Below are 25521 nucleotides of genomic sequence, written 5' to 3' on the forward strand. Positions count from 1 at the left end.
ACTCTACTTCCTGCAACAAAAAACCATCCGGTCCTTACCGTTAATATCAAATACGACTTCCGTCTCCGCTTCCGGGAATGTGTCACGAAGCATGTCAGCGACCGTCTCACCCTGGCCGGCACCGACCTCGAATCCTATCATGAACGTTTCGTTCATGACCGCCGGGAGCTGGCCCATAAACCGACGATACAAATTATACCCGTCTTCCCCGCCAAACAAAGCGAGCTGAGGTTCATGATCGACGACCACTTCCGACATCGTTTCGCGGTCACCGAGCGGAATATAAGGTGGATTCGAAAGCATGATATCAAGCTTGACGCCTTTTTCAATCAGCGGCTGCATCAGATCTCCCTGATAAAAAAGAATCTCCGCTCCTAACCGTTGACTGTTTTCCTTAGCCACAGCCAGCGCTTCCTCAGAGATATCCACTGCCATCATCTCAACCGGACGATCTGTACTTTCAAGCTTCAGCGTTGCCGCGATCGCCCCGCTGCCCGTACCGATATCAGCCGCCCGCAGGGTTTGCCCTCGCTTAAACAGCTTCTTCATTCTTTCAAGACCATAATAAATCAGCTCTTCAGTTTCCGGTCTTGGAATCAGCACATGCTCATTCACCTTGAAAGACCTGCCGTAAAACTCTTCAAATCCGATGATATGCTGGATCGGCACCCCGCCGGCATGCTGCCGGATCCCTTCCTGGAATTCTTCCCACATTCCTGACGGGACCTCCATCCGCTGTTCTGCATAAAGCTGCGCACGCGACACGTCCAGCAGATGCCTCAAATAGATTTCCCCTGCATTTTCATCGCGGTTATTCTCTTTTAAAAAAGAAGAAGCCCACTTTAGGGCTTCAAATACAGTGACGTTCATTTTACACTTCTTCCATTCTTTCAAGGAGCTTGGATTGGTCTTCGATGATCAGTGCATCGATGACTTCTTCCATTTTTCCTTCAAGGATCTGGTCAAGTTTTTGGATCGTCAGTCCGATTCGGTGGTCGGTCACGCGATTTTGCGGGAAGTTATATGTGCGGATCCGTTCAGAGCGGTCACCCGTACCGACAGCAGACTTACGGTTTGCATCGTACTCAGCCTGGACTTCACGCTGGAATTTATCATATACGCGGGCACGCAATACTTTCATGGCTTTTTCTTTGTTCTTGATCTGGGATTTTTCATCCTGACATGAAACCACTACACCTGTCGGCATGTGAGTCAAACGTACAGCAGACATCGTCGTATTGACCGATTGTCCCCCTGGTCCGCTGGATGCGAAGGTATCGACGCGGATATCTTTTTCATGAATATCCACTTCCACTTCTTCTGCTTCCGGAAGACACGCAACCGTTGCCGTCGACGTATGGATACGGCCGCCGGACTCGGTCTCAGGTACACGCTGCACGCGGTGTGCCCCGTTTTCGTATTTCATTTTTGAATAGGCGCCATTACCCGTGATCATGAAGATGATCTCTTTATAACCGCCGACACCTGTAGACGTCGCTTCCATCACTTCGATCTTCCAGCCTTGGGACTCTGCATAGCGGCTGTACATACGGTATAGGTCACCCGCAAATAGAGCGGCTTCGTCTCCGCCTGCTGCTCCGCGAACCTCCATGATTACGTTCTTGTCATCATTCGGGTCTTTCGGGATCAATAATATTTTCAAACGCTCTTCCAGTGCATCAATCTGCTCTTCAAGCTCGGATACTTCTTCTTTTACCATCTCGCGCATGTCAGCATCAAGCTTCTCATCCAGCATCGCTTTCGCATCTTTATACTGCTGGTTGATGTCTTTATATTCACGGTAAGCTTCTACCGTCGCTTGGATGTCTGACTGCTCTTTCGAATATTCTCTTAGCTTCTTTGGGTCATTCACAATTTCCGGATCACTCAATAGCTCATTTAACTTATCATAGCGATCTTCCACTGCTTGTAAACGATCGAACACAGCTATTCACCTCAATTTTAATCCATAACAGTCTAATTATATTATATGGGGTGGGTAAAAACAAGAAGGTTCGGATTGGGGTAAGTTTTCTTCATATAAAAATTGTGCTGTTTCATTATTCTCCGAAAATGACGAAAGGTCGTTGATTGCCGCTTTTGATTTCCGTGGAAGACTTCGCTTTCCGCGGGTAGCCCGTGAGCCTCCTCGTCACTGCGTTCCTGCGGGGTCTCACATGTCTAGCTACAGGGCTTAGAGGCACAGGTCATAAGCCAAACCGACCAAGAAGGCAAAGAGCGCCTTCCAGGCCGGTTCGGCTTATGCCCCCCGCCTCTGAGCAAAGCCCTTCCGCTTTTCTAATTAGCTACTCTTCCCGCAGGAGTCTTCGTCTTCCACTCCAATCAACCGCTGGATTCTCTTTAAAAATAGTTATGTATTCACCCTTCAGATTGCATACAGAAAATTAGCAGGCAAAATTATCCGCTCTTTTAACCACAAAAAGGCAAGCAGAAACCAACTTCCACTCGCCCTTCAATCCTCATATTTATCTTTCCGTAATCTTCACATTCACATCATAACGAGGCAGCGCTTGTTCGAGTTTCTTCTTTAGCTTCGCTTCCTCTCGATCAGTTTCTTTGGCGGTCATTTCATTTTTTGTATGGGCGGTGACCCACATTTGTTCCCCGTTGATCCAGACCTCATCGGCTTTAAAATGGGAGTACTCGTTCACGACTTCCCTGGCTTTATCTTCATAGACGCCCATTGTCGTGGATGTATTCTCCATATTATTCGTCAGGTTCGGAAAATTGGGATTCTGATTCATACTCTCGCCATTGTTCACGTTTTTGGGGTCATTATCCATATGAGGCTTACGGGTATCGATGAAGTTCGTCCCGCCGCCATCATTATGAGCCCCATACTCAGACTCCTGATTCACACTGCCGCAAGCCGTGGCAATAATGAAGATCATCGTAAAGAACAGAGCAAGCATCATTCTTTTCATCATGCCAAAACACCTCCTGATTTTACTTTTTCCATCAGGAGGTTCGTTATACCAGGTGAATTTTGGCTGTTCTACCCAGCAAAACAGCAAAGCCCGTCCCAGACCAATTCAACGCGTTAAACCACCGAGGGACGGGCCTTCAATAATAAAAAAACCGCCATCCCATACGGATAGCGGCTTGGCTTTAGTCAAATAATGTTTTATAATTCCTTCACCATATCAGGTGATACACTAATGCCTTTTGGAACCTCATGATGATGACGGCATCTTGGTTCGTAGGCTTCGGATGCACCGACAAGGATGACCGGATCGTCGTAGCCGGCCGGTTCACCGTTGATCAGGCGCTGGGTCCTGCTCGCCGGAGAGCCGCAGACGGCACATACAGCTTGAAGCTTGGTCACTTGTTCCGCAATGGACATCAGCGCCGGCATCGGACCGAATGGTTCTCCCCGGAAATCCTGATCAAGTCCGGCAAGGATCACGCGGTAACCGCTGTTCGCAAGCTTCTGCACGACTTCCACAATGCCTTCGTCGAAAAATTGGACCTCGTCAATAGCGACTACATCCACCTGTGGATTCAGATCCTCAAGGATGACAGCCGATTCCTCAACTGCCTTTGCAATGACCGAAGTACCATTGTGGGATACGACGGATTCATCGCTATAGCGATTATCTAATTTTGGCTTATACACAGCAATTTCCTGCTTTGCAAATTGAGTGCGTCTGACCCTGCGGATCAGTTCTTCTGACTTACCAGAGAACATGCTGCCGCAAATGACTTCCACCCAACCGGTTTGCTTCATGACATACACGAAAGCGCCTCTCCTTTCTAACCCCTTTTTATAAAAAAGCAATTCTCCAAGCATCCTTTTTCGCAATATTCAGTAAACATAATCCCTGAATCAATCTTACCATTTGAGGATCTTGGCCGCTGATGATCTATTAGTATAAAGCATTCCTTTATGTACGGAAAAAATGCTCTTCAAACGCGAAATTGACAGAAAAAAAGAGGCACAGCTCTTATCAAAAAACCGCCTCAATCTTGTCTTTACGTAATAAAAAACAGGCAAGCAGAATTTCCTTGCCTGTTTTTATCCTGTGAAGAGAAGACTCAGAGAGTCCGTCCCATTCATATGCTAGGCACATAAACGGTATCGAATTCCCTGATCTTCTGACTCTTCATTATTGTTGTTTTTGTTTAAGACCGTATTTTTTGTTGAAACGGTCAACACGTCCACCTGCGTCAGCGAATTTCTGACGGCCTGTGTAGAATGGATGGCATTCAGAACATACCTCAACGCGCATTTCTTCTGCTACAGAACCAGTTTCAAATTCGTTACCGCATGCACAACTAACTGTGATCGTGTTGTACTTTGGATGAATTGCTGATTTCATTACTTTCATCTCCTTCCGCCCTGAATCATCTGAAACAGAGTAATTTATTACGAAGATATATGCGATATGAGCATAAGCATGGTAGTAATAGCCAGCCCCTTACCGCATCCATTTTTTAAAAACACATTGATTACATTATAACAAGGACATGCCGGTTTTGCAACCTAATAAATTGGAAATGCTGTCCTTTTAAAATGACCGATTACTAGATTAACGCTTCTTTGCTTCTTCTGTCAACACTTCGAAAAACTCATGATTCGTTTTCGACTGTTTCAGCTTGCGCATAAGTTTTTCCGCGAAATCAGGCTGGTCGGACATCGCTTTACGGATTGCCCATAATTTATCAAGGTGATCCTGCTGGATGAGAAGTTCTTCTTTACGCGTACCGGAACGACGGATGTCGATTGCCGGGAAGATACGTCTTTCAGCAAGTGAACGGTCAAGATGGAGTTCCATGTTACCTGTTCCCTTGAATTCTTCATAAATGACGTCATCCATACGTGATCCAGTGTCCACCAGTGCAGTCGCAAGGACCGTCAAGCTACCGCCTTCTTCGATATTACGCGCAGCACCGAAGAAACGCTTCGGACGGTGGAACGCAGCCGGGTCGATACCGCCTGACAGCGTACGTCCGCTTGGCGGGATCACAAGGTTATACGCACGGGCCAAACGAGTGATGCTGTCCATCAGTATGACAACGTCACGCTTGTGCTCGACAAGGCGCATGGCACGTTCAAGGACGAGCTCCGCCACTTTGATGTGGTTTTCAGGTACCTCATCAAATGTCGAGGAAACAACTTCAGCTTCCACTGAACGCTCGATGTCGGTTACTTCTTCCGGGCGCTCATCGATCAAAAGGATGATCAATTCCGCTTCCGGATGGTTCGTTGTGATTGAATTGGCGATTTCTTTTAAAAGCATCGTCTTACCGGCTTTAGGCGGCGCAACGATCAGACCACGCTGACCGAAACCGACCGGTGCCATCAAGTCCATGACGCGTGTGGAAATCTTATTCGGTGTAGTCTCGAGCGTCATTTGACGATCAGGATATAAAGGCGTCAGGGCAGGGAAATGAACACGTTCTTTCGCTGCTTCCGGCTCTTCACCGTTAACCATTTCTACATGCAGAAGTCCGAAATAACGCTCATTTTCTTTCGGAGGACGTACCTTACCGGATACTTTGTCCCCGTTACGAAGATCGAAGCGGCGGATCTGTGAGGCAGAAATATAAATATCCTCCGAGCTCGGAGAATAATTGATCGGTCTTAAGAAACCGAAGCCTTCTGATTGAATGATTTCAAGGACACCTTCCATGAAGAAGAAGCCTTCCTGCTCTGCTCTTACTTTTAGAATGGCAAAAATCAGTTCTTTTTTTGTTAATTTACTATAATATGAAACTTTGTATCGTTTAGCCAGCTCATAAAGCTCTTTCAGCTTCATATTTTCTAAGCTGGAGATTGTTAATTCTTCCATTATGACACCACGCTTTATTAATTTGGTTGCTGCTTTGAATTAGTGAATTGAAATCAGGGGATCTGCACGTTGTCTTATTTACCCTCCCGAAGGACAAAACAATCTATGTAAAATAACCCTGTAAATAAAATGAAGAAATGTAATGAAGCATTAAAAAGAGAATGCTGAAGAAAAAACCTTATCTATTTTAACCATACTTATCGAAAAAGCGCAAGGTACCCTTTTCAACTGTTGATCACGATTCATGACTTTTCGCTTTTCCGGTGTGCATTTTGTGTGTTTGAAATAAAACAGGAAGGTAATGATCACCTGTGAAGGTTAGTTGTGGGTGATAAGATGTTGAAGGAGAAAGGCAGACCCTTCCCCTTCGCTATCTTTTTGAAGATTTCTCTTTTATCTTGCTAGGCTTTGTAACGCCGCTTTTGATTTCCGTGCAAGACTTCGCTTTCCGCGGGTAGCCTGTGAGCCTCCTCGTCGCTTCACTCCTGCGGGGTCTCACATTAGCTACTTTTCCCGCAGGAGTCTTCGTCTTGCACTCCAATCAACCGCTGGAACGTTAATGTTCAACAATCAAGTTTCTATTAAGTGGCATAATTTACCACAGCCTACATGTTTATCTAATAACCAGGTTCGGCTTCTTCTGAAGGCTGTGACGGCCGTCGATGAAGCGGACGGTTCCGGACTTGGCACGCATGACGACTGAGTGAGTCAAGCCGTATGTTCCTTTCAGCTGGACACCTCTTAAGAGTTCACCGTCGGTTACACCTGTTGCAGCGAAAATCGCGTCGTCGCCTGTTACAAGGTCTTCCATACGTAATACCTTATCTACATCAAGTCCCATGCTGATGCAGCGCTGGAGCTCGGCATCATTCTGAGGAAGAAGCTTCCCTTGAATTTCCCCGCCTAGGCATTTCAGTGCTACTGCGGCAAGTACACCTTCAGGGGCACCGCCTGATCCGAATAATATATCGACTCCCGTGTGATCGAATGCTGTATTCATCGCGCCGGCAACATCCCCGTCATTGATCAGCTTGATGCGGGCACCCGCTTCTCGGAGTTGTTGGATGATGTGCTCGTGACGCTTACGATTCAGCACTGTTGCCACGACGTCTTCAATATCTTTATTCTTCGCTTTTGCAACAGCTTTCAGATTATCGATAACTGAAGCGTTGATATCAATCTCACCAACCGCTTCAGGTCCAACTGCAATTTTATCCATATACATATCCGGAGCGTTCAACAGGTTCCCATGATCGGCAACCGCCAGGACCGCCAGTGCGTTCCATCCGCCGGATGCGACGATATTCGTTCCTTCCAGCGGGTCCACAGCCACGTCGACGCGGGGACCATATCCTGTCCCAAGCTTTTCACCGATGTACAGCATCGGAGCTTCGTCCATTTCCCCTTCGCCGATCACGACAGTTCCCTTCATTGGTACGGTATCAAATACGTCACGCATAGCAGAAGTAGCAGCATCGTCCGCTTCGTCCTTCTTGCCGCGCCCCATCCATCTAGCAGATGCCAGAGCCGCTCCTTCCGTTACTCGAACCAGTTCCATTGATAAACTTCTTTCCATGTATACAGCCTCCCGAATTCCCTATTGTTAAAGCTCTTTTCTATCCATTGTGTTGTACCTTCATGGTTTCAAAGAATGGCTTCACGTTCAGCTCACCACTCCGGTGCACATGATTTCATGCAATAGAAAAGCAGCAATCGTTACAATAAATTTAAATTGTATAACATATTAACAGATTTATTGTAACACATTTATCGGTTCAGAGAGACCTTTTTTCAAAAAAAGCGTGGCCAATCCTTCTCAAAGCTGAGAATTTTTTCAATCAGCCTTTATGATTTTAATTGTTCGAGCTCTTCCGCCGTCATCTTTTCACGCCAGATCGTTGCGCCGAGTCCTTCGAGCTTTTCGACGAGATCGCTGTAACCACGGTCGATGTGCTCAAGACCTGTGACTTCTGTGATCCCTTCTGCCATCAGGCCGGCAATTACAAGAGCCGCTCCAGCGCGAAGATCGCTCGCTTTCACTTTTGCCCCTTGAAGCTGAACCGGGCCATTGACGATGGCAGAACGCCCTTCCACTTTGATCGTGGCATTCATGCGTCTCAGTTCATCGATATGCTTGAAGCGGGCTGAATAAATCGTATCCGTTACCACAGCGGAACCTTCCGCTCGATTCAAGAGCGCCGTGAACGGCTGCTGAAGGTCGGTCGGGAATCCCGGATAAACCAGCGTCTTGATATCGACCGATTTGAGCTTGTCCGCTCTGCCGATAAAGATCTGGTCATCATTCGTTTCTACGGGTACTCCCATTTCACGGAGCTTCGCTATCACTGATTCCATATGTAACGGAATGACATTGTCGATCAGGACGCCTTTTCCTGCTGCTGCAGCAAGAATCATAAACGTACCTGCTTCGATACGGTCGGGGATGATCGTGTGGCGGCATCCATGAAGTTCATCGACACCGTCAATACGGATCACATCCGTTCCGGCTCCTTTGATTCTCGCACCCATATTGCTCAGAAGCGTCGCCACATCGATGATTTCAGGCTCTTTCGCTGCATTTTCAATAATGGTGCGTCCTTTGGCACGGACGGCAGCAAGCATGATATTGATGGTAGCGCCTACACTTACGACATCAAGGTAGATACGCGCACCCTTCAGTTCATCGGCGCGGAGATAAATCGCACCCTGTTCATTCGTTACTTCGGCACCGAGCGCTTCAAATCCTTTAATATGCTGATCGATCGGACGCGGTCCCAAGTGACAGCCCCCCGGGAGACCGATGACCGCTTTTTTGAAGCGTCCCAGCATAGCTCCCATCAGGTAATAAGAAGCACGGAGCTTTTTGACTTTCCCGCTTGGAAGCGGCATGGACACCATCTCGCTTGGGTCCACCCTCATTTCTCCATCTTCGAAGTTGACCGTTCCGCCGATTTCTTCAAGCAGGTCCTGCAGCGTACGAACGTCTGAAATTTCCGGCAGACCTTCAATCGTAACCGGCGAGTCGGCAAGAATCGTAGCCGGTATCAACGCTACAGCACTGTTTTTCGCACCACTGACTTTTATGGTACCTTCAAGTGGATAACCACCTGCAATCTTAAGCTTTTCCATTTTAATCTCCCTTCCACTGTTCCATGGTGAAGAAAGGTACTCATTCTGTTTGAGGTCCCGTTCTCCAGCAAGTGAACAAAAAGGATTATTTTTCCATATGAAGACGATCTAAGAAGTGTATTGTCTACTAGTTTATACATATTTCGTCAAAACATGTATAGGATTTTCGATTTTTTTCTTATAGGTCCTTTTGACCTAAGAGCCTGCGTGATGCAGAAGCTATTTATCTGTTATTCCAGTCATTTAAGAAGGCTTCGATTCCTTTATCCGTCAGCGGATGGTTGAATAACTGCTTCAATACTTTAAGCGGCACGGTTGCAATATGCGCGCCTCTCAGAGCAGCTTCTGTGATGTGCTGCGGATGGCGGGTCGATGCTGCGATGATCTCCGTTTCAAGACCGTGGATCGCGAAGATTTCAGCGATCTTTGAAACCAGCTCAAGTCCGTCATGACCGATATCATCCAATCTTCCCAGGAAAGGTGAAACATATGTCGCGCCTGCGCGGGCCGCTAAAAGCGCCTGATTCGCACTGAAAATCAACGTAACATTTGTCTTGATCCCTTCTTTGGAAAAAGTCGATGCCGCCGTTAATCCGTCCGGGGTCATCGGAAGCTTGACCGTGATGTTCGGAGCGATCTTTGCAAGCTCCCTTCCTTCCTTGATCATCCCTTCCGCGTCTGTAGCGATGACTTCAGCGCTGACAGAACCCGGTACGAGTTCGGTGATTTCTTTCAGGCGATCTTCAAACGTAACGCCTTTTTCTTTTGCCACAAGTGATGGGTTCGTTGTCACTCCTGAAACGATTCCCCATGAAAATGCTTCTCTGATTTCGTCCATGTTTGCTGTATCGATAAAAAATTTCAAATCTATTACCCCTTTTTCGACAAAATTTTCAATCTTTTTATAATGAACGGAAAGGACTGACCCAAAAAGGGCATTACCTCCCCTGGTGCCAGTCCTCTCCTACTGCTTCATTCTTTTTCTACCACGTCTGGAAAGATCTAATCTGATTCCAGTCGCTTTCCAGACATTACCTCTATTCGCTTACGCTTGGTTAGAAGAACCAAATTCACGCATTTTACCGATCACTGTCGCTTTGATCGCTTCTCGTGCAGGACCCATGTATTTACGTGGATCGTACACTTCAGTGTCTGCAGCCAGTACTTCACGTACTTTCTTGGCAGATGCGATTTGGTTTTCTGTGTTTACGTTGATTTTAGCTGTTCCGTAAGAAATCGCTTTTTGGATATCTTTTGTAGGGATACCAGTTCCGCCGTGAAGTACTAGAGGTACTCCTGTAGCAGCGCCGATTTCTTCCATTTCTTTGAAACCAAGGTTTGGTTCACCTTTGTAAGGACCGTGCACTGAACCCAATGCAGGAGCAAGCGTGTCGATTCCAGTACGTTCAACAAGCTCTTGACATTCTTTAGGGTCAGCATAGATAACGCCGTCAGCAATGACGTCATCTTCCTGTCCGCCGACTGTACCAAGCTCAGCTTCGACAGAAACACCTTTAGAGTGAGCATACTCAACCACTTTGGAAGTGATTTCGATATTCTCTTCGAAAGGACCGTGAGAAGCGTCGATCATGACTGATGTGAAACCAGCATCGATTGCTTCTTTACATTTGTCATAGCTTGAACCGTGGTCAAGGTGGATCGCAACTGGAACTGTGATGTTCAAGTCTTCCATAAGACCTTCAACCATTTTCACAACTGTTTTGAAACCGCTCATGTAACGTGCTGCACCTTCAGAAACACCAAGGATGACAGGTGATTTCTCTTCTTCAGCAGCTTGAAGGATCGCTTGAGTGAACTCAAGGTTGTTCAAGTTGAATTGACCAACAGCATAGCTGTTTTCTTTTGCTTTGATAAGCATGTCTTTCATTGAAACTAAAGGCATATTTATTTCCTCCTTTTATTCAGTCAGTGTGCCATTTTTGGTAAATATAATGGAAGTTTAGCTCGTTCACACCTACATTGTTAACAATTTCACTTGTATCATACCAAAACATAATTGATTTTACCAACTGAAGAGGCCATTTGTAAAAAATACTACTATTTTCACTATTCTAACTTCAGGGTCATGCCGGAATGTACTGCCTTACTGCCTTTCTGATGTCATCGATGTCAAAAGGCTTTGCAAAATGAGTCAATGCACCCAGGTCCTTCGCTTCCTGAATCATATCCAGCTCCCCGTATGCGGTCATGATGATCACACGGATATCCTGGTTCTTTTTCTTCATTCTCTTCAGGATCTCGATTCCATCCATTCCAGGAATTTTCATATCCAGCAGGACGAGATCAGGGGAATGTTTATCAACGATTTCAAGTGCCTGAACGCCATTCGCCGCTTGAAAGGTTTGGTAGCCTTCCTTTTGCAAGACTTCATTTAATAGAATTCGTATACCAAACTGATCATCTACAATAAGTATCTTTTCATTCATATGGCTTAATCCCCTTTTTAAATAAAATATGTATGTTTCAAACATTAACAAACGATCATTGGCGACAGTCTTATCTTTGTATACCTGTCATATACCGCTTATGATTTCCGTGCAAGACTTCGCTTTCCGCGGGTGACCCGTGAGCCTCCTCGTCGCTAAAACTGCGGGAAGAAAAGTGGAAGGGCTTTGCTAAGAGGCTTTGGTATAAGGCGAATCGGCCACGAAGGCGTTCTTTGCCTTCTTGGACGAGTTGAATTATGACATGTGCCTCTTAGCCCTGTAGCTGGACAAGTCTCACATTGGCCACTTCTCCCGCAGGAGTCTTCGTCTTGCACTCCAATCAACGCTGTAACCAAATTTATATAAGTTTTATTTCTATTAAAACGTTCTAAAGTTTTCATACTTCTAGTACTTCTCTTTCTCCGGTGAAAAATCCTGCTTTTTCTCCATTATTTTACTTAAACGCATTTTCCTTTATAATAAGCGATACAGCAAAGATTGTCGAAGGCTATTGTTCGACAAATGGAGGAGTGGAAAGATGATCAAGATGTTCACGACCCAATTAGCGGGTCTGTTTAAACGCATATCAGAGAAACAGGAGTTTGAAATAGAAGACGCTGCAAGGCTGCTTGCGCAGGCAGCTGTCGGACAGGGCTCGATCTATATCAAGGCTTACGGGGAGATGGAAGCTGTGGCTGCTGAGGCTTTGTACGGAGCTGAGCCGCTGCCTTCTATTAAAAAGTTTGATGAGTCCGTTCCTGTGACTGAAGCAGACCGCGTACTCGTTGTGACCCGCTTGTCGACGGATGAGGAAGCAATTGAATTTGCGAAGGGCTTGGCGGATGAAGGAATTCCGTTCGTGGGGATCTCCGGTCTCGTCGGGGAAAATGAAGGGCTCGCCGGACTTGCCGACCTTCACCTCGATACAAAGGTGATCAAAGGAATGCTTCCGGGAGAGGAAATCGGCGAGCGCGTCTGTATGCCGACGAGCATGGCAGCGCTCTATATCTATTTTGCGATTGGTTTTGTCATTCGTGAGATGTTAGAAGAGTACGAGTAATGATTGAAGGCCCGTCCCTCGATGCTTTAATGCATTGAAGGACGGGCCGTTTTTTATGCAGTCTTCACTTTCTTGGCATGAACATAGGTGACTGCGAGTGCAAGTACGAGGACGCTGCCTTTGATGATTTCGAACGCATAGTATGGAAGGTTCATCATCGTCAGTCCATTGAGCAGGACACCGATCAGTGCAGCGCCGAAGAAGGTGCCGAGGATGTTAGGTTTCCCCGCCCCGAGGACAGAGAATCCGACGAACACCGCGGCCACCGCTTCCATCAGAAGTGGTGCACCGGCATCCATCTGCCCCGATCCTACCCTCGCTGTGAACAGGATGCCCCCGATGGAGGCAAAGACTCCCGACAGGACATAGGCGATAAGTTTTACTCGCTTTATGTTAACACCCGACAACCGCGACGCTTCCGCATTCCCGCCGGTCATGTACAGGATCCGCCCCCAGCGGGTAAAATGCATGATGACATACATCAACCCGACAAAGACGAGCATGATCCAGACGGGTACCGGCAGCCCCAGCAGCTTACCCTGGCCAATCCACAAAAAGGCATCAGAAAATGTCCCCGGTGCCGTTCCGCCGCTCACCATCGGCATATTGTTATAAATGGAGTACCCCTCCGTATAGGTGCGGTGGATCCCTGAAATGATGTACATCGCCCCTAAAGTGGCCAAGAGGTCCGGGATGCCGAGCTTCACGATCAGCAGTGAATTGAACAGCCCGACTCCCGCCCCGACCAGCAGCGGGACGAGAAGCACAACCCATAATGGCGCTTCATACCATACCATCAAAGAAGCTGTCACCACCGTCGAAAGCGAAACGGTCGACCCGACAGATAGATCAAAGCCGTCGACGACGAGGGTGAATGTCACCCCCAGTGCCACCAGCGTGACAATCGAAATGGACCTGAGAATATCAGATAAATTGCCATACGTAAAGAAAAACGGATGATAAAAACTGAAAAAAATCAGGATGACTGCCATCAATACAATGGCCCCGTATTTAAATAGTAAGTCTAACATCTTTCCTTTCATTCGCTGCCGTCCCTCCCGAAGCATAAAGCAGAATGGTTTCTTGTGACGCTTCCCCTGCCGTCAATTCCTTTACGATCCGCCCATCATACATGACAAGGATCCGGTCGGAAATCGCCAGGATTTCTTGGAGCTCACAAGAGAAATAAAGGATCCCTTTCCCTCTTTGAGCCAATGATTGAATCAAACCGAAGATTTCTTTTTTCGCCCCGACATCCACACCTTTTGTCGGTTCATCGAACAGAAACACCGAAGCGTCTTCCGTCAGCCACTTCCCGATCGAGACTTTCTGCTGATTGCCACCGCTCAGATCATTCGCGCTGATCCGTTCGTGTGCCGCCCTTATGCCGAGTGATTCGATCCTGTCCCGGGCGAGCTTCCTTTCTGCCTTCCCGTTGATCCACAGGCGTTTTGAAATATTCCTTAATGAAGGGAAACTGAGATTATGCTGAACCGATTCATGGATGAATAATCCCTCTTTCCTTCTTTCTTCAGGTACAAGCGCCAAGCCGTGCTTCACCGCATCGCGCGGAGATCCTATGTTGATTTCCTTACTTTTTAAAAAGTAGGATCCTTTTACGACTGGAGATGCACCGAACAATGATTTTGCCAGTTCAGTTTTCCCTGCTCCGACAAGGCCCACAATCCCAACTACTTCCCCCTCCCTGACTTGGAGGTCGATCGACCGGAGTTTACCGCCGTCATCGAGACCTTTTACTTCATAAAGCAGCCCGCCCTTCTCGACATGAGGCTTCCCGAACTCTTCTTTGAACGAACGCCCCAGCATCTTTTCCACCACCGCTTCCGGTGTCGTATCCTTTGTCTCATCCATCCCCACCGTTCTGCCGTCCCTCATCACCGTGATGCGGTCGGCAGCCTGGAACACTTCAGGGAGCCGGTGGGAGATGAACACGATCCCGACCCCTTCCTTCTTCAATTCCTCCATGACCTCGAACAGCCGGTCGGTTTCCGTTACACTCAGCGGAGCTGTCGGCTCATCGAGGATCAGGATTTTCGCCTTCTGCAGCAGCGCCCTTGCTATCAGGACCAATTGTTTTTCAGCTAAACTCAGTGAGGAAGCGGGCGAGCCGAGGGACAGATTCCCTGCTCCGATTCGATGAAGGACGGTGCCGGCCTCTTTTTCCAGTGACTTTTTATTCAGAAAAAAAGATCCGCCGCTTGATAGGCGGTCAAGCAAAATGTTTTCTGCAACGGAAAGCTGAGGCACAATTGCCGTGTCCACTTCCTGATAGACACAGTGGATCCCATTTTGCTTCGCTTCTTTCGGAGTTTGATAGCTTTTCTTTTCATTGTGAAGCAGGATGTCTCCACTGTCCGGAGTGTAAGCCCCGGAGAGGATTTTCATGAGCGTACTCTTTCCGGCACCGTTTGCTCCGAGCAATGCATGGACTTCCCCCTCATTCACTTGAAATCTTGCTGCGTACAGGGCCTTCACCCCGGAAAAAGCTTTACAGATATCTCTCATTTCCAGTAAGGCGGACATCGCCACCCCTCCTCTCCTTTATTCGGTGAAGGAATCTTCAAGTTCCTTCAGTTCAGCTGTGTATCCTTGTTCACTTGCTCCCCAGCCTTCCACATGCACATGGAGCTGATCGGTTGTAAGCTGTTCATCCGGAAGCTGATCCCGTTCGATGAAGACCGGTTCAAGTTTCACCGTTTGCGGTGTTTCCTCCCCTGATAGTTTCTGATAGAGGAAACGGACCTGCACACGGCCAATATCTTTCGGATCGACCGCAGCTGAAGCCACCCACGGACTTCCTTCCTTCTGGATGATCTGAAGATCTTCATCACTCATATCGATTCCATAAACCTTGATTTCTTCTCTCCCCGCCGCCTCGATGGCCCGTACGGCACCTTTTGCAAATTCGTCCCACGCAGCCCACACTGCGTCAATATCACCTTTATTCGGGTACTGCTTCAGAATGGCTTCCATCTGGGCCTGCGTATCGAGTGCCGTATTCTGGGTCGCCGCTCCGAAAGCAGCCACTTCTTTGATGTCAGGATTGCTATCAAGGAATTCTTTATAGGCCGCCTGGCGCCTTTCCATCGGGGCAAACCCCGCTACCCAGATCTTGACGATTTCACCTTTCCCTCCAAGCTCCTCTGAAAGCTTATTAAGCGTCTGTTCCGCCATTTGCCTGTCACCTTGTTCAAGGACCGTCACACCTTCTGATTCAACATCCGCATCAAACACGACAACGGGAATCCCCTGTTCTTTCGCTTTCTCAACACCCGATTGAAGTGCTTCCTTTGTTCCATGGTCGATCAGGATCCCATCAAATTTCTGGTTGATGGCAGCATCGAGATTGGATGACATCTTTGCCAGATCCCCTTCGGAAGTGAAAACCTGGACCTTCCCGCCAAACTTTTCAACCTGCTCTTTCACCCCTTCGATATACTGGGCAGAAAACGTCCCTAAATTGATCTGCATGATCAGGGCGATTTTCTTGCCGGCAAGCTCATGATCGGATGCTCCTTTTTTCGCGCTTGCCTCAGCATTTGACTCCTCGGAAACCTTTGGCTGACATGCAGCCAGTAAACTTAGCACAAGCGTGATGATGATCAATAATAAAGCCGGTTTTTTCATAAAAATGACTCTCCTCTCGCGAAATGGTTTTATTTTTATACAGCCTTGAATCGAAGCGGTGCACTCGCCCGATCACAAAGCCCATCGCCGGGATTCCTGGTTGATTGAACAAAAGCAGGTACCCGCCGATATTTTCATACAACAAAAAACCCCTTTTCCTAAGGGAAAAGAGGTTTATGTATCAATAAACGTACTCTTATCACTCAGGAAATCATTCCTGCAGGTCTTAGCACCTTTCCGTCGAAACGGTAGGTTGCCGGGCATCATCGGGCCAGTCCCTCTGCCAACTCTTTATAAGAGAAATATGAAATTGGTAAAATCTTCGCATGCGTATAACCGATATCTTACTTAGTTGATGGAAAATTGTCAATATTCTTTTTAAAATAATTTCACGGCGGGTATCACGGAGCCTCTATGTGCGGACTGTCGTCACGACAAAACCCGACACGCCTGCACACCTCGTGAACCACAACAACCCGCCCCATAACAAAAAACCGCTCCCCCAAAAGGAGAGCGGCCCATATATTAAACCAAATCTATTCTATTACTTCCCGCCAAAAGCCAAACTTGCTTCAATAAAGTCTCTGAACAGCGGCTGCGGACGTGTCGGGCGTGATGTGAATTCCGGGTGGAATTGGGATGCCACGAACCATGGGTGATCTTGAAGCTCGATGATCTCCACAAGGCGTCCGTCAGGGCTTGTACCTGAGAAGATGAAGCCTGCGTTTTCCATTTGCTCACGGTAATGATTGTTGAATTCGAAGCGGTGACGGTGACGCTCGTAAACCACTTCTCCATCATAGGCTGCATACGCTTTTGAACCTTCCGTCAGCTTACATGGATATAAACCGAGACGAAGGGTTCCGCCAAGATCTTCGATATCCTTCTGTTCAGGAAGCAGGTCGATGATCGGGTACGGTGTATCCGGGTTCAGCTCAGCAGAGTGAGCTCCTTCAAGACCAAGTACGTTGCGCGCATACTCTACAGATGCAAGCTGCATACCAAGGCAGATGCCAAGGAAAGGAACTTTGTTTTCACGTGCGTATTGAGTCGCAACGATCTTCCCTTCAACTCCACGGTCACCGAAGCCTCCAGGTACAAGGATTCCGTCTACATCGCCAAGCATTTCCGCTACGTTTTCAGCGTCTACAAGCTCGGAGTTCAACCATTTCACCTCGACGTCGCTGTCGAAATTGTATCCGGCATGACGAAGAGCTTCCACAACTGAAATGTAAGCATCCTGAAGTTCAACATACTTCCCGACAAGGGCGATCTTCGTTTTGCGTGATAGATTCGTTACACGCTCAACCAGTTCATTCCACTCTGTCATTTCTGCTTCACGGCAGTTCAGTTTCAGGTGCTGACATGTGATTTCATCCAGCTTCTGGGCCTGAAGGGCAAGAGGCACTGAGTAAAGTGTGTCAGCATCCATCGCTTCGATCACAGCATTTTTATCGATATCACAGAACAGCGCAATTTTATCTTTCATATCCTGCGTCATTGGCATTTCTGTACGAACGACGATGACGTTCGGCTGGATTCCAAGGCTGCGCAATTCTTTCACGCTGTGCTGAGTCGGCTTCGTTTTCATTTCACCGGCTGCTTTGATATAAGGAACCAATGTACAATGGATGTACATCACATTTTCACGGCCCACATCACTCTTGATCTGACGGATCGCTTCGAGGAATGGAAGAGACTCGATATCCCCTACCGTTCCGCCGATTTCAGTGATGACCACATCCGAATTCGTTTCGCGGCCTGCACGGTACACGCGTTCTTTGATTTCGTTTGTGATGTGCGGGATGACCTGGACCGTTCCGCCTAAGTAATCACCGCGGCGCTCTTTTTTCAGGACGGTGGAATAGATTTTCCCAGTCGTCACAGAGCTGTATTTAGTCAGGTTGATGTCGACGAAACGCTCATAGTGACCTAAGTCAAGATCCGTTTCCGCACCGTCATCCGTCACGAATACTTCACCGTGCTGATACGGGCTCATCGTTCCCGGATCCACGTTGATGTATGGGTCGAATTTCTGGATCGTTACCGAAACTCCGCGGTTTTTTAATAGTCTTCCAAGGGACGCTGCTGTGATCCCTTTTCCAAGTGACGACACAACGCCGCCTGTTACGAAAATATACTTAGTCATGTATATGTCCCCCTTTTGATATGATTTGGTTCAAAAAAAGTAGAGGGTGTCTCCTATGTATCCTTGTCATGAAGTTATCTTGTTCAAAGAAGGAGAAGTCCATTCCCGCAAAATAAAATCATGGGCAAAAATCAGCTAAAAGACAGCCTCTTATTTATAAATGATGGTAAGTTGTAAGGGGAAGAGAAATCGTGAATCAGCCTGCATCCTTCGCGCAGGCCGTCCTGTAAAAAATAAAAAACGCCCCTCTTACCAAATGGTAAGGGGAGCGTTGAATACTCTATCCGTCCTTTTTTAAGGAGCCCAAATAAAATACTACCTTCCTGAAAGAAAGAAGTCAAGCATAGAATGGAGCCGGATAAATCTTCTTAATTCACTGAAAAATTAAAGATTTTCATCCTCTTCTTCTTCATCTGACTCTTCTTCGTCTTCATCATCGATTTCATCATCGAACTCATCGATTTCCAACTCTTCTTCTTCTTCATCGACATCAAGGTCGTCCATATCATCGTCCGAATCCACATCGTCGTCGTCATCCGTCAGATCATCATCGTCGTCTGTATCGTCGAGATCATCATAATCAAGATCGTCTTCCAGATCTTCATCATCTAGATCGTCGAATTCGTCAAGATCAAGGTCCTCGTCGACTTTCTTCTTCGACTTTTTCTTTTTAGTAGACTTCATTGTCGGAACGGTTTCCTCTTCGATTTGATCAACCGGATACCATTCGCGCAGTCCCCAGCGGTTCTCGCCAAGCGCAATGAAGCGTCCGTCGATGTTCAGGTCTGTATAAAATTGAACCATGCGGCTCTTAACCTCTGATTGAGGGATTTCAAGTAGACTTGTAATTTCGTTCAACACCTCTTTAAATGTCATGGCTTGTTTCTTTTCCGCCATGATCTCGTGTGCCAGTTCAATAAAAGATGTTTGTCGCAATTCTTCTTTCGATAACTGTTTTAGACTCACTTTACGCACTTCCTTTCTCTATTTCACACTCTACTGGGAGAGTCACTAAAGCACAAACATAATGCCCGGACGTTCAACCGGACTGCTAAAAATCGACAACATGCAGAAGCCTGTTGCAAGGCGTTCAAACACTATGTACTCCATTCATAGCAAACGTAAGAGTGATCCCCTATCAAAAAAGGGACCGATAAAAAACGGCATAATCCTGCCATTATCATTTTAAGCATATTATTCATTATAAACAATATAAGAGACTTTATGCTATATTTATCTGGCTTTTCTCTTATTTTTTTATTCTTGTGAATTCAGAAGGCTGCCGTCCTCTTCACTTTCTTCTTTGTCACCGTATCGGATCACCTTATACGCTTCATAAAAAAAGTAGAAGGACAGAAGAAGAAACGGAATCGCCCCAAGCTGATAGTGGTACAACAGGGCCGCCGCATATATACCGGCCGCAATAAGCGCATAACGTAAAAATGTCCTCACAATTTCACATCCAGTGTAAGTCGTCTCTGGGTCTAATCATCCAATACCCATTATATAGCAAAACAACACCCGCATCTATCACCACAATACAAAGAATTGTAACTTTTCTGTATATTCAGCATAGACCATTTTCCTGATCTTTAATCATCCTTAAAATCAGAAAGTCCTTTAGCGAAGTGAGGGACGGGCTTTTAGCGCTTTAAAGTGTACTGGGACGGGCCTTCGATTTAACAGCCCACCTCCATGAGCGGGCTTTCCTTTACCATATCAATGCACGCCGGGACGATCCTTCAAAAAAAGACTGCCGTCCAAAACAACAGCAGTCTTCTTTCTATTACATATTCCGGCGGTACTGTCCTCCGACTTCATATAGGGCGCGTGTGATCTGCCCAAGGCTTGCCACTTTGACGGTTTCCATCAGCTCTTCGAAGATGTTGCCTCCGTCGACGGCCGCTTTCTTCAAGCGTCCCAATGCTTCTTCGACCTTATCTTCGTTGCGGCCCTGGAAGTCACGCAGGTTCTTGATTTGCGTTTCCTTCTCTTCCTTCGTCGCACGTGCAAGTTCCATGCTGTCCATCTGTTCTTCAGATGGAGGATTAGGATTCAAGTACGTGTTCACCCCGACGATCGGAAGCTCGCCGTTATGCTTCTTCATTTCATAGTACATGGATTCTTCCTGGATCTTGCCGCGCTGATACTGGGTTTCCATCGAACCGAGCACGCCTCCGCGGTCATTCAGGCGGTCGAACTCTGTCAGCACCATTTCTTCCACGAGATCCGTCAACTCTTCCGCAATGAATGATCCTTGAAGTGGATTCTCATTTTTAGATAGACCGTGTTCTTTCGTGATGATCATCTGGATTGCCATCGCACGGCGGACGGATTCTTCCGTCGGTGTCGTGATTGCTTCGTCATACGCATTCGTGTGAAGCGAGTTACAGTTATCCTGCAGCGCCATCAATGCCTGAAGCGTCGTACGGATATCGTTGAAATCGATCTCCTGCGCATGCAGCGAGCGGCCGGACGTCTGAATGTGATACTTCAGCTTCTGACTGCGCTCATCCGCTCCGTACTTATCTCTCATGACCGTTGACCAGATACGGCGGGCAACACGGCCGATAACCGTATACTCCGGATCAAGACCGTTCGAGAAGAAGAATGATAAGTTAGGAGCAAATTTATTGATATCCATTCCGCGGCTCAAATAGTACTCGACATACGTGAAGCCGTTAGCGAGCGTGAACGCAAGCTGCGAAATCGGATTCGCTCCCGCTTCCGCGATGTGGTAGCCGGAAATCGAGACAGAATAGTAGTTTCTCACTTTATGATCGATGAAGTACTGCTGGATATCACCCATCATGCGAAGCGCAAACTCAGTAGAGAAGATGCATGTGTTCTGGCCTTGATCTTCTTTTAAAATATCTGCCTGAACGGTTCCGCGCACGACTTGAAGTGTCTGCTCCTTCACTTCAACATACTCTTCCACCGTTAGCACGCGGCCAAGCTCTTCTTCCTTCGCTCGGATCTGCTGATCGATTGCCGTGTTCATATACATCGCCAGGATGATCGGCGCCGGACCGTTGATTGTCATCGAAACGGATGTTGACGGTGCACATAAATCGAAGCCTGCATACAGCTTCTTCATATCATCAAGCGTACAGATGCTCACACCGCTTTCCCCGACTTTTCCGTAAATGTCCGGGCGATAATCAGGATCTTCTCCATAGAGGGTCACCGAGTCGAACGCAGTACTCAGACGTTTCGCATCATCATCCTTCGACAGGTAATGGAATCGGCGGTTCGTACGCTCAGGCGTTCCTTCACCCGCGAACTGGCGCTTCGGATCTTCCCCTTTCCGTTTAAAAGGAAACACACCGGCCGTGTACGGGAATGAACCCGGCACGTTTTCTCTGTATACCCATTTGAGGATTTCCCCGTAATCCTTGTACTTAGGAAGGGCCACTTTAGGAATGTCGAGTCCTGACAAGCTCTTCGTCTTCAGCTCGGTCACGATTTCCTTGTCACGGATCTTTGTGACGAATTTGTCCTTGCTGTACGTATCCTTCAAGTTTTCCCATTTTGCTAAAATGTCTTTGGATTCCGCTGTCAGCTTATTCTCCACTTCTTCTTTCAACGTTTTCAATGAAGTAAGGACTTCATCATTCTGTTCTTTTTCACGGAGAGCTTCCATCGCACCTTCAATTTGGAACAGACGGCGTGCAAGTTTCACCTGTTCTTCCGCTTGTTTATGATAGTTGCGGACGGTATCCGCGATCTCTCTCAAATAATAACGGCGGTTATTCGGAATGATCACGTTCTGTTTTTCAACATCGACGTTCTTGCCAAAACTTGTTTTCCAGTCGAGCTTCATCTTCTCATTCACTGTTTCCACGATTGCCGCAAACAGTGCATTCGTTCCCGGATCGTTGAACTGACTCGCGATCGTTCCGTACACCGGCATCTCATCAAGATCCTTATCAAACAGCATATGGCTGCGCTGATACTGCTTCTGAACTTGACGGCGTGCATCCTCGGAGCCTTTGCGCTCGAATTTGTTGATGACGATCAGGTCTGCAAAATCGATCATATCGATTTTCTCAAGCTGTGACGGCGCACCGAATTCGCTCGTCATCACATACATGGACATGTCACAGATTTCTGCGATTTCCGCATCCCCCTGCCCGATTCCGCTCGTCTCGACGACAACGAGATCGTAGCCAGCCGCTTTTACCACGTTGATGGCATCCTTGATCGCAAGCGAAAGTTCGGTCTTTGAACCACGAGTGGCAAGGCTGCGCATGTAGACACGCGGATTGAAGATCGCGTTCATGCGGATACGGTCGCCAAGAAGCGCACCGCCCGTCTTCTGCTTCGTCGGGTCGATCGATAGAATCGCAATCTTTTTCTCCGGAAGCTCGTTGATGAAGCGGCGAATCAGTTCATCCGTCAGTGAACTTTTCCCTGCGCCTCCGGTTCCTGTAATCCCGAGTACCGGCACCTTTTTCGCAAGAGTCTTAATTTCAGAGAAAACCGTCTGAGCCGTTGCCGCTACCTCTTCATTCGCACCAACCTGATACTCAGCAAGTGAAATCAGCTTGGAAACGGCATTCACGTCACCAGTCGAGAGCTTCTCAACCTCTGAATTGACGGTTCCTTCAATAGTAGGAAAATCACATTCCTCGATCATCTGGTTGATCATCCCCTGAAGTCCGTGCTGTCGGCCGTCTTCAGGTGAGAATATGCGGGCGATCCCATATTCATGAAGCTCCTTGATTTCACGCGGGATGATAACCCCGCCGCCACCGCCGTAGATGCGGATGTGGGAAGCCCCTTTTTCTTTTAACAAATCATACATGTATTTAAAATATTCGACGTGTCCGCCTTGATAGGAGGAAATCGCAATCCCCTGTACATCCTCCTGGATCGCAGCGTTCACCACTTCTTCCACGGAACGGTTATGACCTAAGTGAATAACCTCTGATCCGCTTGCCTGGATAATCCGACGCATAATGTTGATCGACGCATCATGTCCGTCAAAAAGGCTCGATGCCGTCACAAAACGGACATGGTGCTTTGGCTTATATACTTCAACCGTACTCATCGTACTCCCCCTGTTCTCCTTTGTTTTTCAAAACCTATGACACCAGCAAAAAGCAGTTCGATTTGCAGATCGATGTACTCCTCGAGTGAAAACCTCTTTTGCAGTGCCCAGCGGCGGAATCCCCACATCTGCCCCTGGACGAATACATTCTGCGCGAGCATGTGGATCTGATTTTCATCAAGCTCAAGCTCCCCCGTCTCGACGCAGCGGACGATCAGCTTCTCAACCATCGCGACCATCTCAAGCTCTTTTCGGAGGACATACGGAAGTGCGTCCTTCGATAACGACTTCGCCTCCTGATACATGACGAGGACCTCGTCCTGCATCCGGTCCATCACCTGAAAATAATGGGCGATGCCGAGCTTGAGGCCGTCCAGCGTACCCTGGCCGATATCGAGCTCCTCAAGCTCCAATCGAACCTGCTCATAAATGCTGTCACAGACTAGATACAAAACGTCTTCCTTTGTTCGTATATACTCATAAAGCGTTCCGATGCTGAATCCGGCGGCCTTGGCAATCTCTCTCGTCGTGGTGCGGTGAAACCCCTTCTGTTTAAAAAGAGAGACGGCTCCCCGGATCATCTGATCACGCCTCTTTTCCACTAAACGTTCATCTTTGACAGAAGCATGCACTTCTCTTTTTTTATCCAATCGTACCGACCGCCTTTATCACATTCTCCCATTGACCCCTCTTACATCCGCCTGCTTCGTCCCCCAACGGAGCGGGCGGTTTATATATGGAAACATACCCCTTTAATACATATCTCAGATTAGTGTTGATTGCCGCTTGAGATGCCGGCAGTGAGCTCTAACGCCCTGCAGGACGGCACCTTCAGCTTCATCAACCTTCTCTTTATTTCGTTACCATACGGGAAATAACCAAACGCTGGATTTCCTGAGTTCCCTCATAAATTTGAGTGATCTTCGCGTCACGCATATAGCGTTCAACAGGATAATCCTTCGTGTAGCCGTATCCGCCGAAGATTTGGACGGCTTCCGTCGTCACCTTCATCGCCGTATCCCCTGCCATCAGCTTAGACATCGCAGATTCCTTCCCGTAAGGAAGACCTTCCGACTCAAGCCATGCTGCTTGATAGGTTAATAGACGGGAAGCTTCGATGGATGTCGCCATGTCAGCGATTTTAAAAGAAATCCCCTGATTCGCAGCGATCGGCTTGCCGAACTGCTCGCGCTCTTTCGCATAGTCGATGGACGCATCAAGCGCTCCCTGTGCAATTCCGACTGCCTGAGCGGCAATTCCGTTACGGCCGCCGTCAAGTGTCATCATCGCAATCTTGAATCCTTCCCCTTCTTTACCAAGAAGGTTCTCTTTCGGCACTTTACACTCTTCAAAGACGATTTCCGTCGTTGGAGATGAACGGATGCCCAGTTTCTTCTCTTTTTTACCGACAGAGAAGCCTTCAAAATCCTTCTCCACGATGAACGCACTCGTTCCGCGCTGGCGTGACGATGGATCCGTCAATGCGAATACGATGTACGTATCAGCGATTCCGCCGTTCGTGATGAAGATCTTGGAGCCGTTTAGAACGTAGTGGTCGCCTTCAAGACGGGCAGTCGTTTTCATGCCGCCTGCATCCGATCCTGAACCCGGCTCAGTCAATCCGTATGCACCGATTTTCTCCCCTTGCGCCATCGGGCGGAGATACTTCTGCTTTTGTTCTTCATTACCGAATTTGTAAACCGGCCATCCTGCCAGGGATGTGTGGGCAGATAATGTTACACCTGTTGATGCACATACTCTTGAAAGCTCCTCTACCGCGATGCAGTATGCAAGATAGTCACTTCCGATTCCGCCGTACTCTTCCGGCCAAGGGATCCCCGTTAAGCCGAGTTCCGCCATCTTATGGAAGATATCCATATCGAAGCGCTCTTCCTCATCGCGCTCCGCAGCAGTCGGCGCAACCTCATTGCGCGCAAAATCGCGTACCATCTTGCGAATCATTTCATGCTCTTCAGACAACTTAAAATTCATGATCTCTTCTCCCATCTTTGTTGGTATCTATTTTTTTGATAATTTTTTTAAAAATGTGGTTTTCAATCAGGCACAAGTGTAATCACCGCTGTTGATTTCCGTGGAAGACTTCGCTTTCCGCGGGCGGTTGGTGAGCCTCCTCGTCGCTACGCTCCTGCGGGCTAGAAAAGCGGAAAGGCTTTGGTAAGAGGCGTGTGGCATAAGGCGAATCGGCCACGAAGGCGTTCTTT

Annotated in this window: 21 protein-coding genes and 1 riboswitch; of the genes, 1 reads left to right on the forward strand and 20 read right to left on the reverse strand. The window is 47.6% G+C overall.

Annotated elements, in window-relative coordinates; genetic code table 11:
- Nucleotides 1-3 precede the first annotated feature (3 nt).
- The 11 genes from prmC to ACUXV2_RS18800 form a co-directional block, all read right to left on the reverse strand.
- Nucleotides 4-870 carry a peptide chain release factor N(5)-glutamine methyltransferase gene (gene prmC / locus ACUXV2_RS18750; protein ID WP_446244663.1) on the reverse strand — a complete coding sequence of 289 codons (867 nt, stop codon included), beginning with the start codon at nt 868-870 and terminating at the stop codon, nt 4-6.
- A 1-nt stretch (nt 871) separates the two neighbouring features.
- The gene (prfA, locus tag ACUXV2_RS18755) at nt 872-1945 is read right to left on the reverse strand and encodes a peptide chain release factor 1 (RefSeq protein WP_446244664.1); all 1074 of its coding nucleotides are present in this window, start codon (nt 1943-1945) and stop codon (nt 872-874) included.
- Between the two features lie 541 nt (nt 1946-2486).
- Entirely contained in the window at nt 2487-2948 is a 462-nt protein-coding gene (locus ACUXV2_RS18760) for a hypothetical protein (RefSeq protein ID WP_446244665.1), read from the reverse strand.
- A gap of 197 nt (nt 2949-3145) precedes the next feature.
- Nucleotides 3146-3757, reverse strand: coding sequence for a thymidine kinase (locus tag ACUXV2_RS18765; RefSeq protein WP_446244666.1), 612 nt, complete (start codon nt 3755-3757; stop codon nt 3146-3148).
- A gap of 370 nt (nt 3758-4127) precedes the next feature.
- The gene (gene rpmE, locus ACUXV2_RS18770; RefSeq protein WP_446244667.1) at nt 4128-4340 is read right to left on the reverse strand and encodes a 50S ribosomal protein L31; all 213 of its coding nucleotides are present in this window, start codon (nt 4338-4340) and stop codon (nt 4128-4130) included.
- 210 nt (nt 4341-4550) lie between these two features.
- A complete protein-coding gene (rho, locus tag ACUXV2_RS18775; RefSeq protein ID WP_446244668.1) occupies nt 4551-5813 on the reverse strand; it encodes a transcription termination factor Rho in 1263 nt (420 codons plus the stop codon).
- A 613-nt stretch (nt 5814-6426) separates the two neighbouring features.
- Nucleotides 6427-7389 (reverse strand): class II fructose-bisphosphatase, encoded by a 963-nt coding sequence (glpX, locus tag ACUXV2_RS18780; protein WP_446244669.1) that lies wholly within the window; start codon nt 7387-7389, stop codon nt 6427-6429.
- 269 nt (nt 7390-7658) lie between these two features.
- Nucleotides 7659-8942, reverse strand: a complete 1284-nt coding sequence (locus ACUXV2_RS18785) for a UDP-N-acetylglucosamine 1-carboxyvinyltransferase (protein ID WP_446244670.1) — start codon at nt 8940-8942, stop codon at nt 7659-7661.
- A gap of 223 nt (nt 8943-9165) precedes the next feature.
- A complete protein-coding gene (fsa, locus tag ACUXV2_RS18790; RefSeq protein WP_446244671.1) occupies nt 9166-9807 on the reverse strand; it encodes a fructose-6-phosphate aldolase in 642 nt (213 codons plus the stop codon).
- A 180-nt stretch (nt 9808-9987) separates the two neighbouring features.
- Nucleotides 9988-10845 (reverse strand): class II fructose-bisphosphate aldolase, encoded by an 858-nt coding sequence (locus ACUXV2_RS18795; RefSeq protein WP_446244672.1) that lies wholly within the window; start codon nt 10843-10845, stop codon nt 9988-9990.
- 181 nt (nt 10846-11026) lie between these two features.
- Nucleotides 11027-11389 carry a response regulator gene (locus tag ACUXV2_RS18800; RefSeq protein ID WP_446244673.1) on the reverse strand — a complete coding sequence of 121 codons (363 nt, stop codon included), beginning with the start codon at nt 11387-11389 and terminating at the stop codon, nt 11027-11029.
- 538 nt (nt 11390-11927) lie between these two features.
- Here ACUXV2_RS18800 and ACUXV2_RS18805 point away from each other — a divergent pair.
- On the forward strand, nt 11928-12449 hold the full coding sequence (locus tag ACUXV2_RS18805) for a DUF2529 domain-containing protein (protein ID WP_446244674.1): 522 nt from the start codon (nt 11928-11930) through the stop codon (nt 12447-12449).
- Between the two features lie 53 nt (nt 12450-12502).
- Here ACUXV2_RS18805 and ACUXV2_RS18810 read toward each other — a convergent pair whose 3' ends face one another.
- The 9 genes from ACUXV2_RS18810 to ACUXV2_RS18850 form a co-directional block, all read right to left on the reverse strand.
- Entirely contained in the window at nt 12503-13492 is a 990-nt protein-coding gene (locus ACUXV2_RS18810; protein WP_446244675.1) for an ABC transporter permease, read from the reverse strand.
- Nucleotides 13461-14993 (reverse strand): sugar ABC transporter ATP-binding protein, encoded by a 1533-nt coding sequence (locus ACUXV2_RS18815; RefSeq protein ID WP_446244676.1) that lies wholly within the window; start codon nt 14991-14993, stop codon nt 13461-13463. Before ACUXV2_RS18815 ends, ACUXV2_RS18810 begins: the two co-directional genes overlap by 32 nt.
- 18 nt (nt 14994-15011) lie before the next feature.
- Nucleotides 15012-16097, reverse strand: coding sequence for a sugar ABC transporter substrate-binding protein (locus tag ACUXV2_RS18820; RefSeq protein ID WP_446244677.1), 1086 nt, complete (start codon nt 16095-16097; stop codon nt 15012-15014).
- Nucleotides 16098-16290: 193 nt separating this feature from the next.
- A riboswitch (SAM riboswitch) is annotated at nt 16291-16397 on the reverse strand.
- A 244-nt stretch (nt 16398-16641) separates the two neighbouring features.
- The gene (locus tag ACUXV2_RS18825) at nt 16642-18246 is read right to left on the reverse strand and encodes a CTP synthase (protein WP_446244678.1); all 1605 of its coding nucleotides are present in this window, start codon (nt 18244-18246) and stop codon (nt 16642-16644) included.
- 384 nt (nt 18247-18630) lie between these two features.
- Nucleotides 18631-19212 (reverse strand): DNA-directed RNA polymerase subunit delta, encoded by a 582-nt coding sequence (gene rpoE, locus ACUXV2_RS18830; protein WP_446244679.1) that lies wholly within the window; start codon nt 19210-19212, stop codon nt 18631-18633.
- Nucleotides 19213-19503: 291 nt separating this feature from the next.
- On the reverse strand, nt 19504-19698 hold the full coding sequence (locus ACUXV2_RS18835) for a hypothetical protein (RefSeq protein WP_446244680.1): 195 nt from the start codon (nt 19696-19698) through the stop codon (nt 19504-19506).
- Between the two features lie 334 nt (nt 19699-20032).
- Nucleotides 20033-23299, reverse strand: coding sequence for a fused isobutyryl-CoA mutase/GTPase IcmF (icmF, locus tag ACUXV2_RS18840; RefSeq protein WP_446244681.1), 3267 nt, complete (start codon nt 23297-23299; stop codon nt 20033-20035).
- Nucleotides 23296-23949 (reverse strand): TetR/AcrR family transcriptional regulator, encoded by a 654-nt coding sequence (locus tag ACUXV2_RS18845; RefSeq protein ID WP_446244682.1) that lies wholly within the window; start codon nt 23947-23949, stop codon nt 23296-23298. The genes icmF and ACUXV2_RS18845 overlap by 4 nt, the downstream gene beginning before the upstream one ends.
- 202 nt (nt 23950-24151) lie before the next feature.
- The gene (locus ACUXV2_RS18850; RefSeq protein WP_446244683.1) at nt 24152-25291 is read right to left on the reverse strand and encodes an acyl-CoA dehydrogenase; all 1140 of its coding nucleotides are present in this window, start codon (nt 25289-25291) and stop codon (nt 24152-24154) included.
- Between the last annotated feature and the right edge of the window lie 230 nt (nt 25292-25521).

The organism is Rossellomorea sp. NS-SX7 (genome assembly GCF_052828565.1).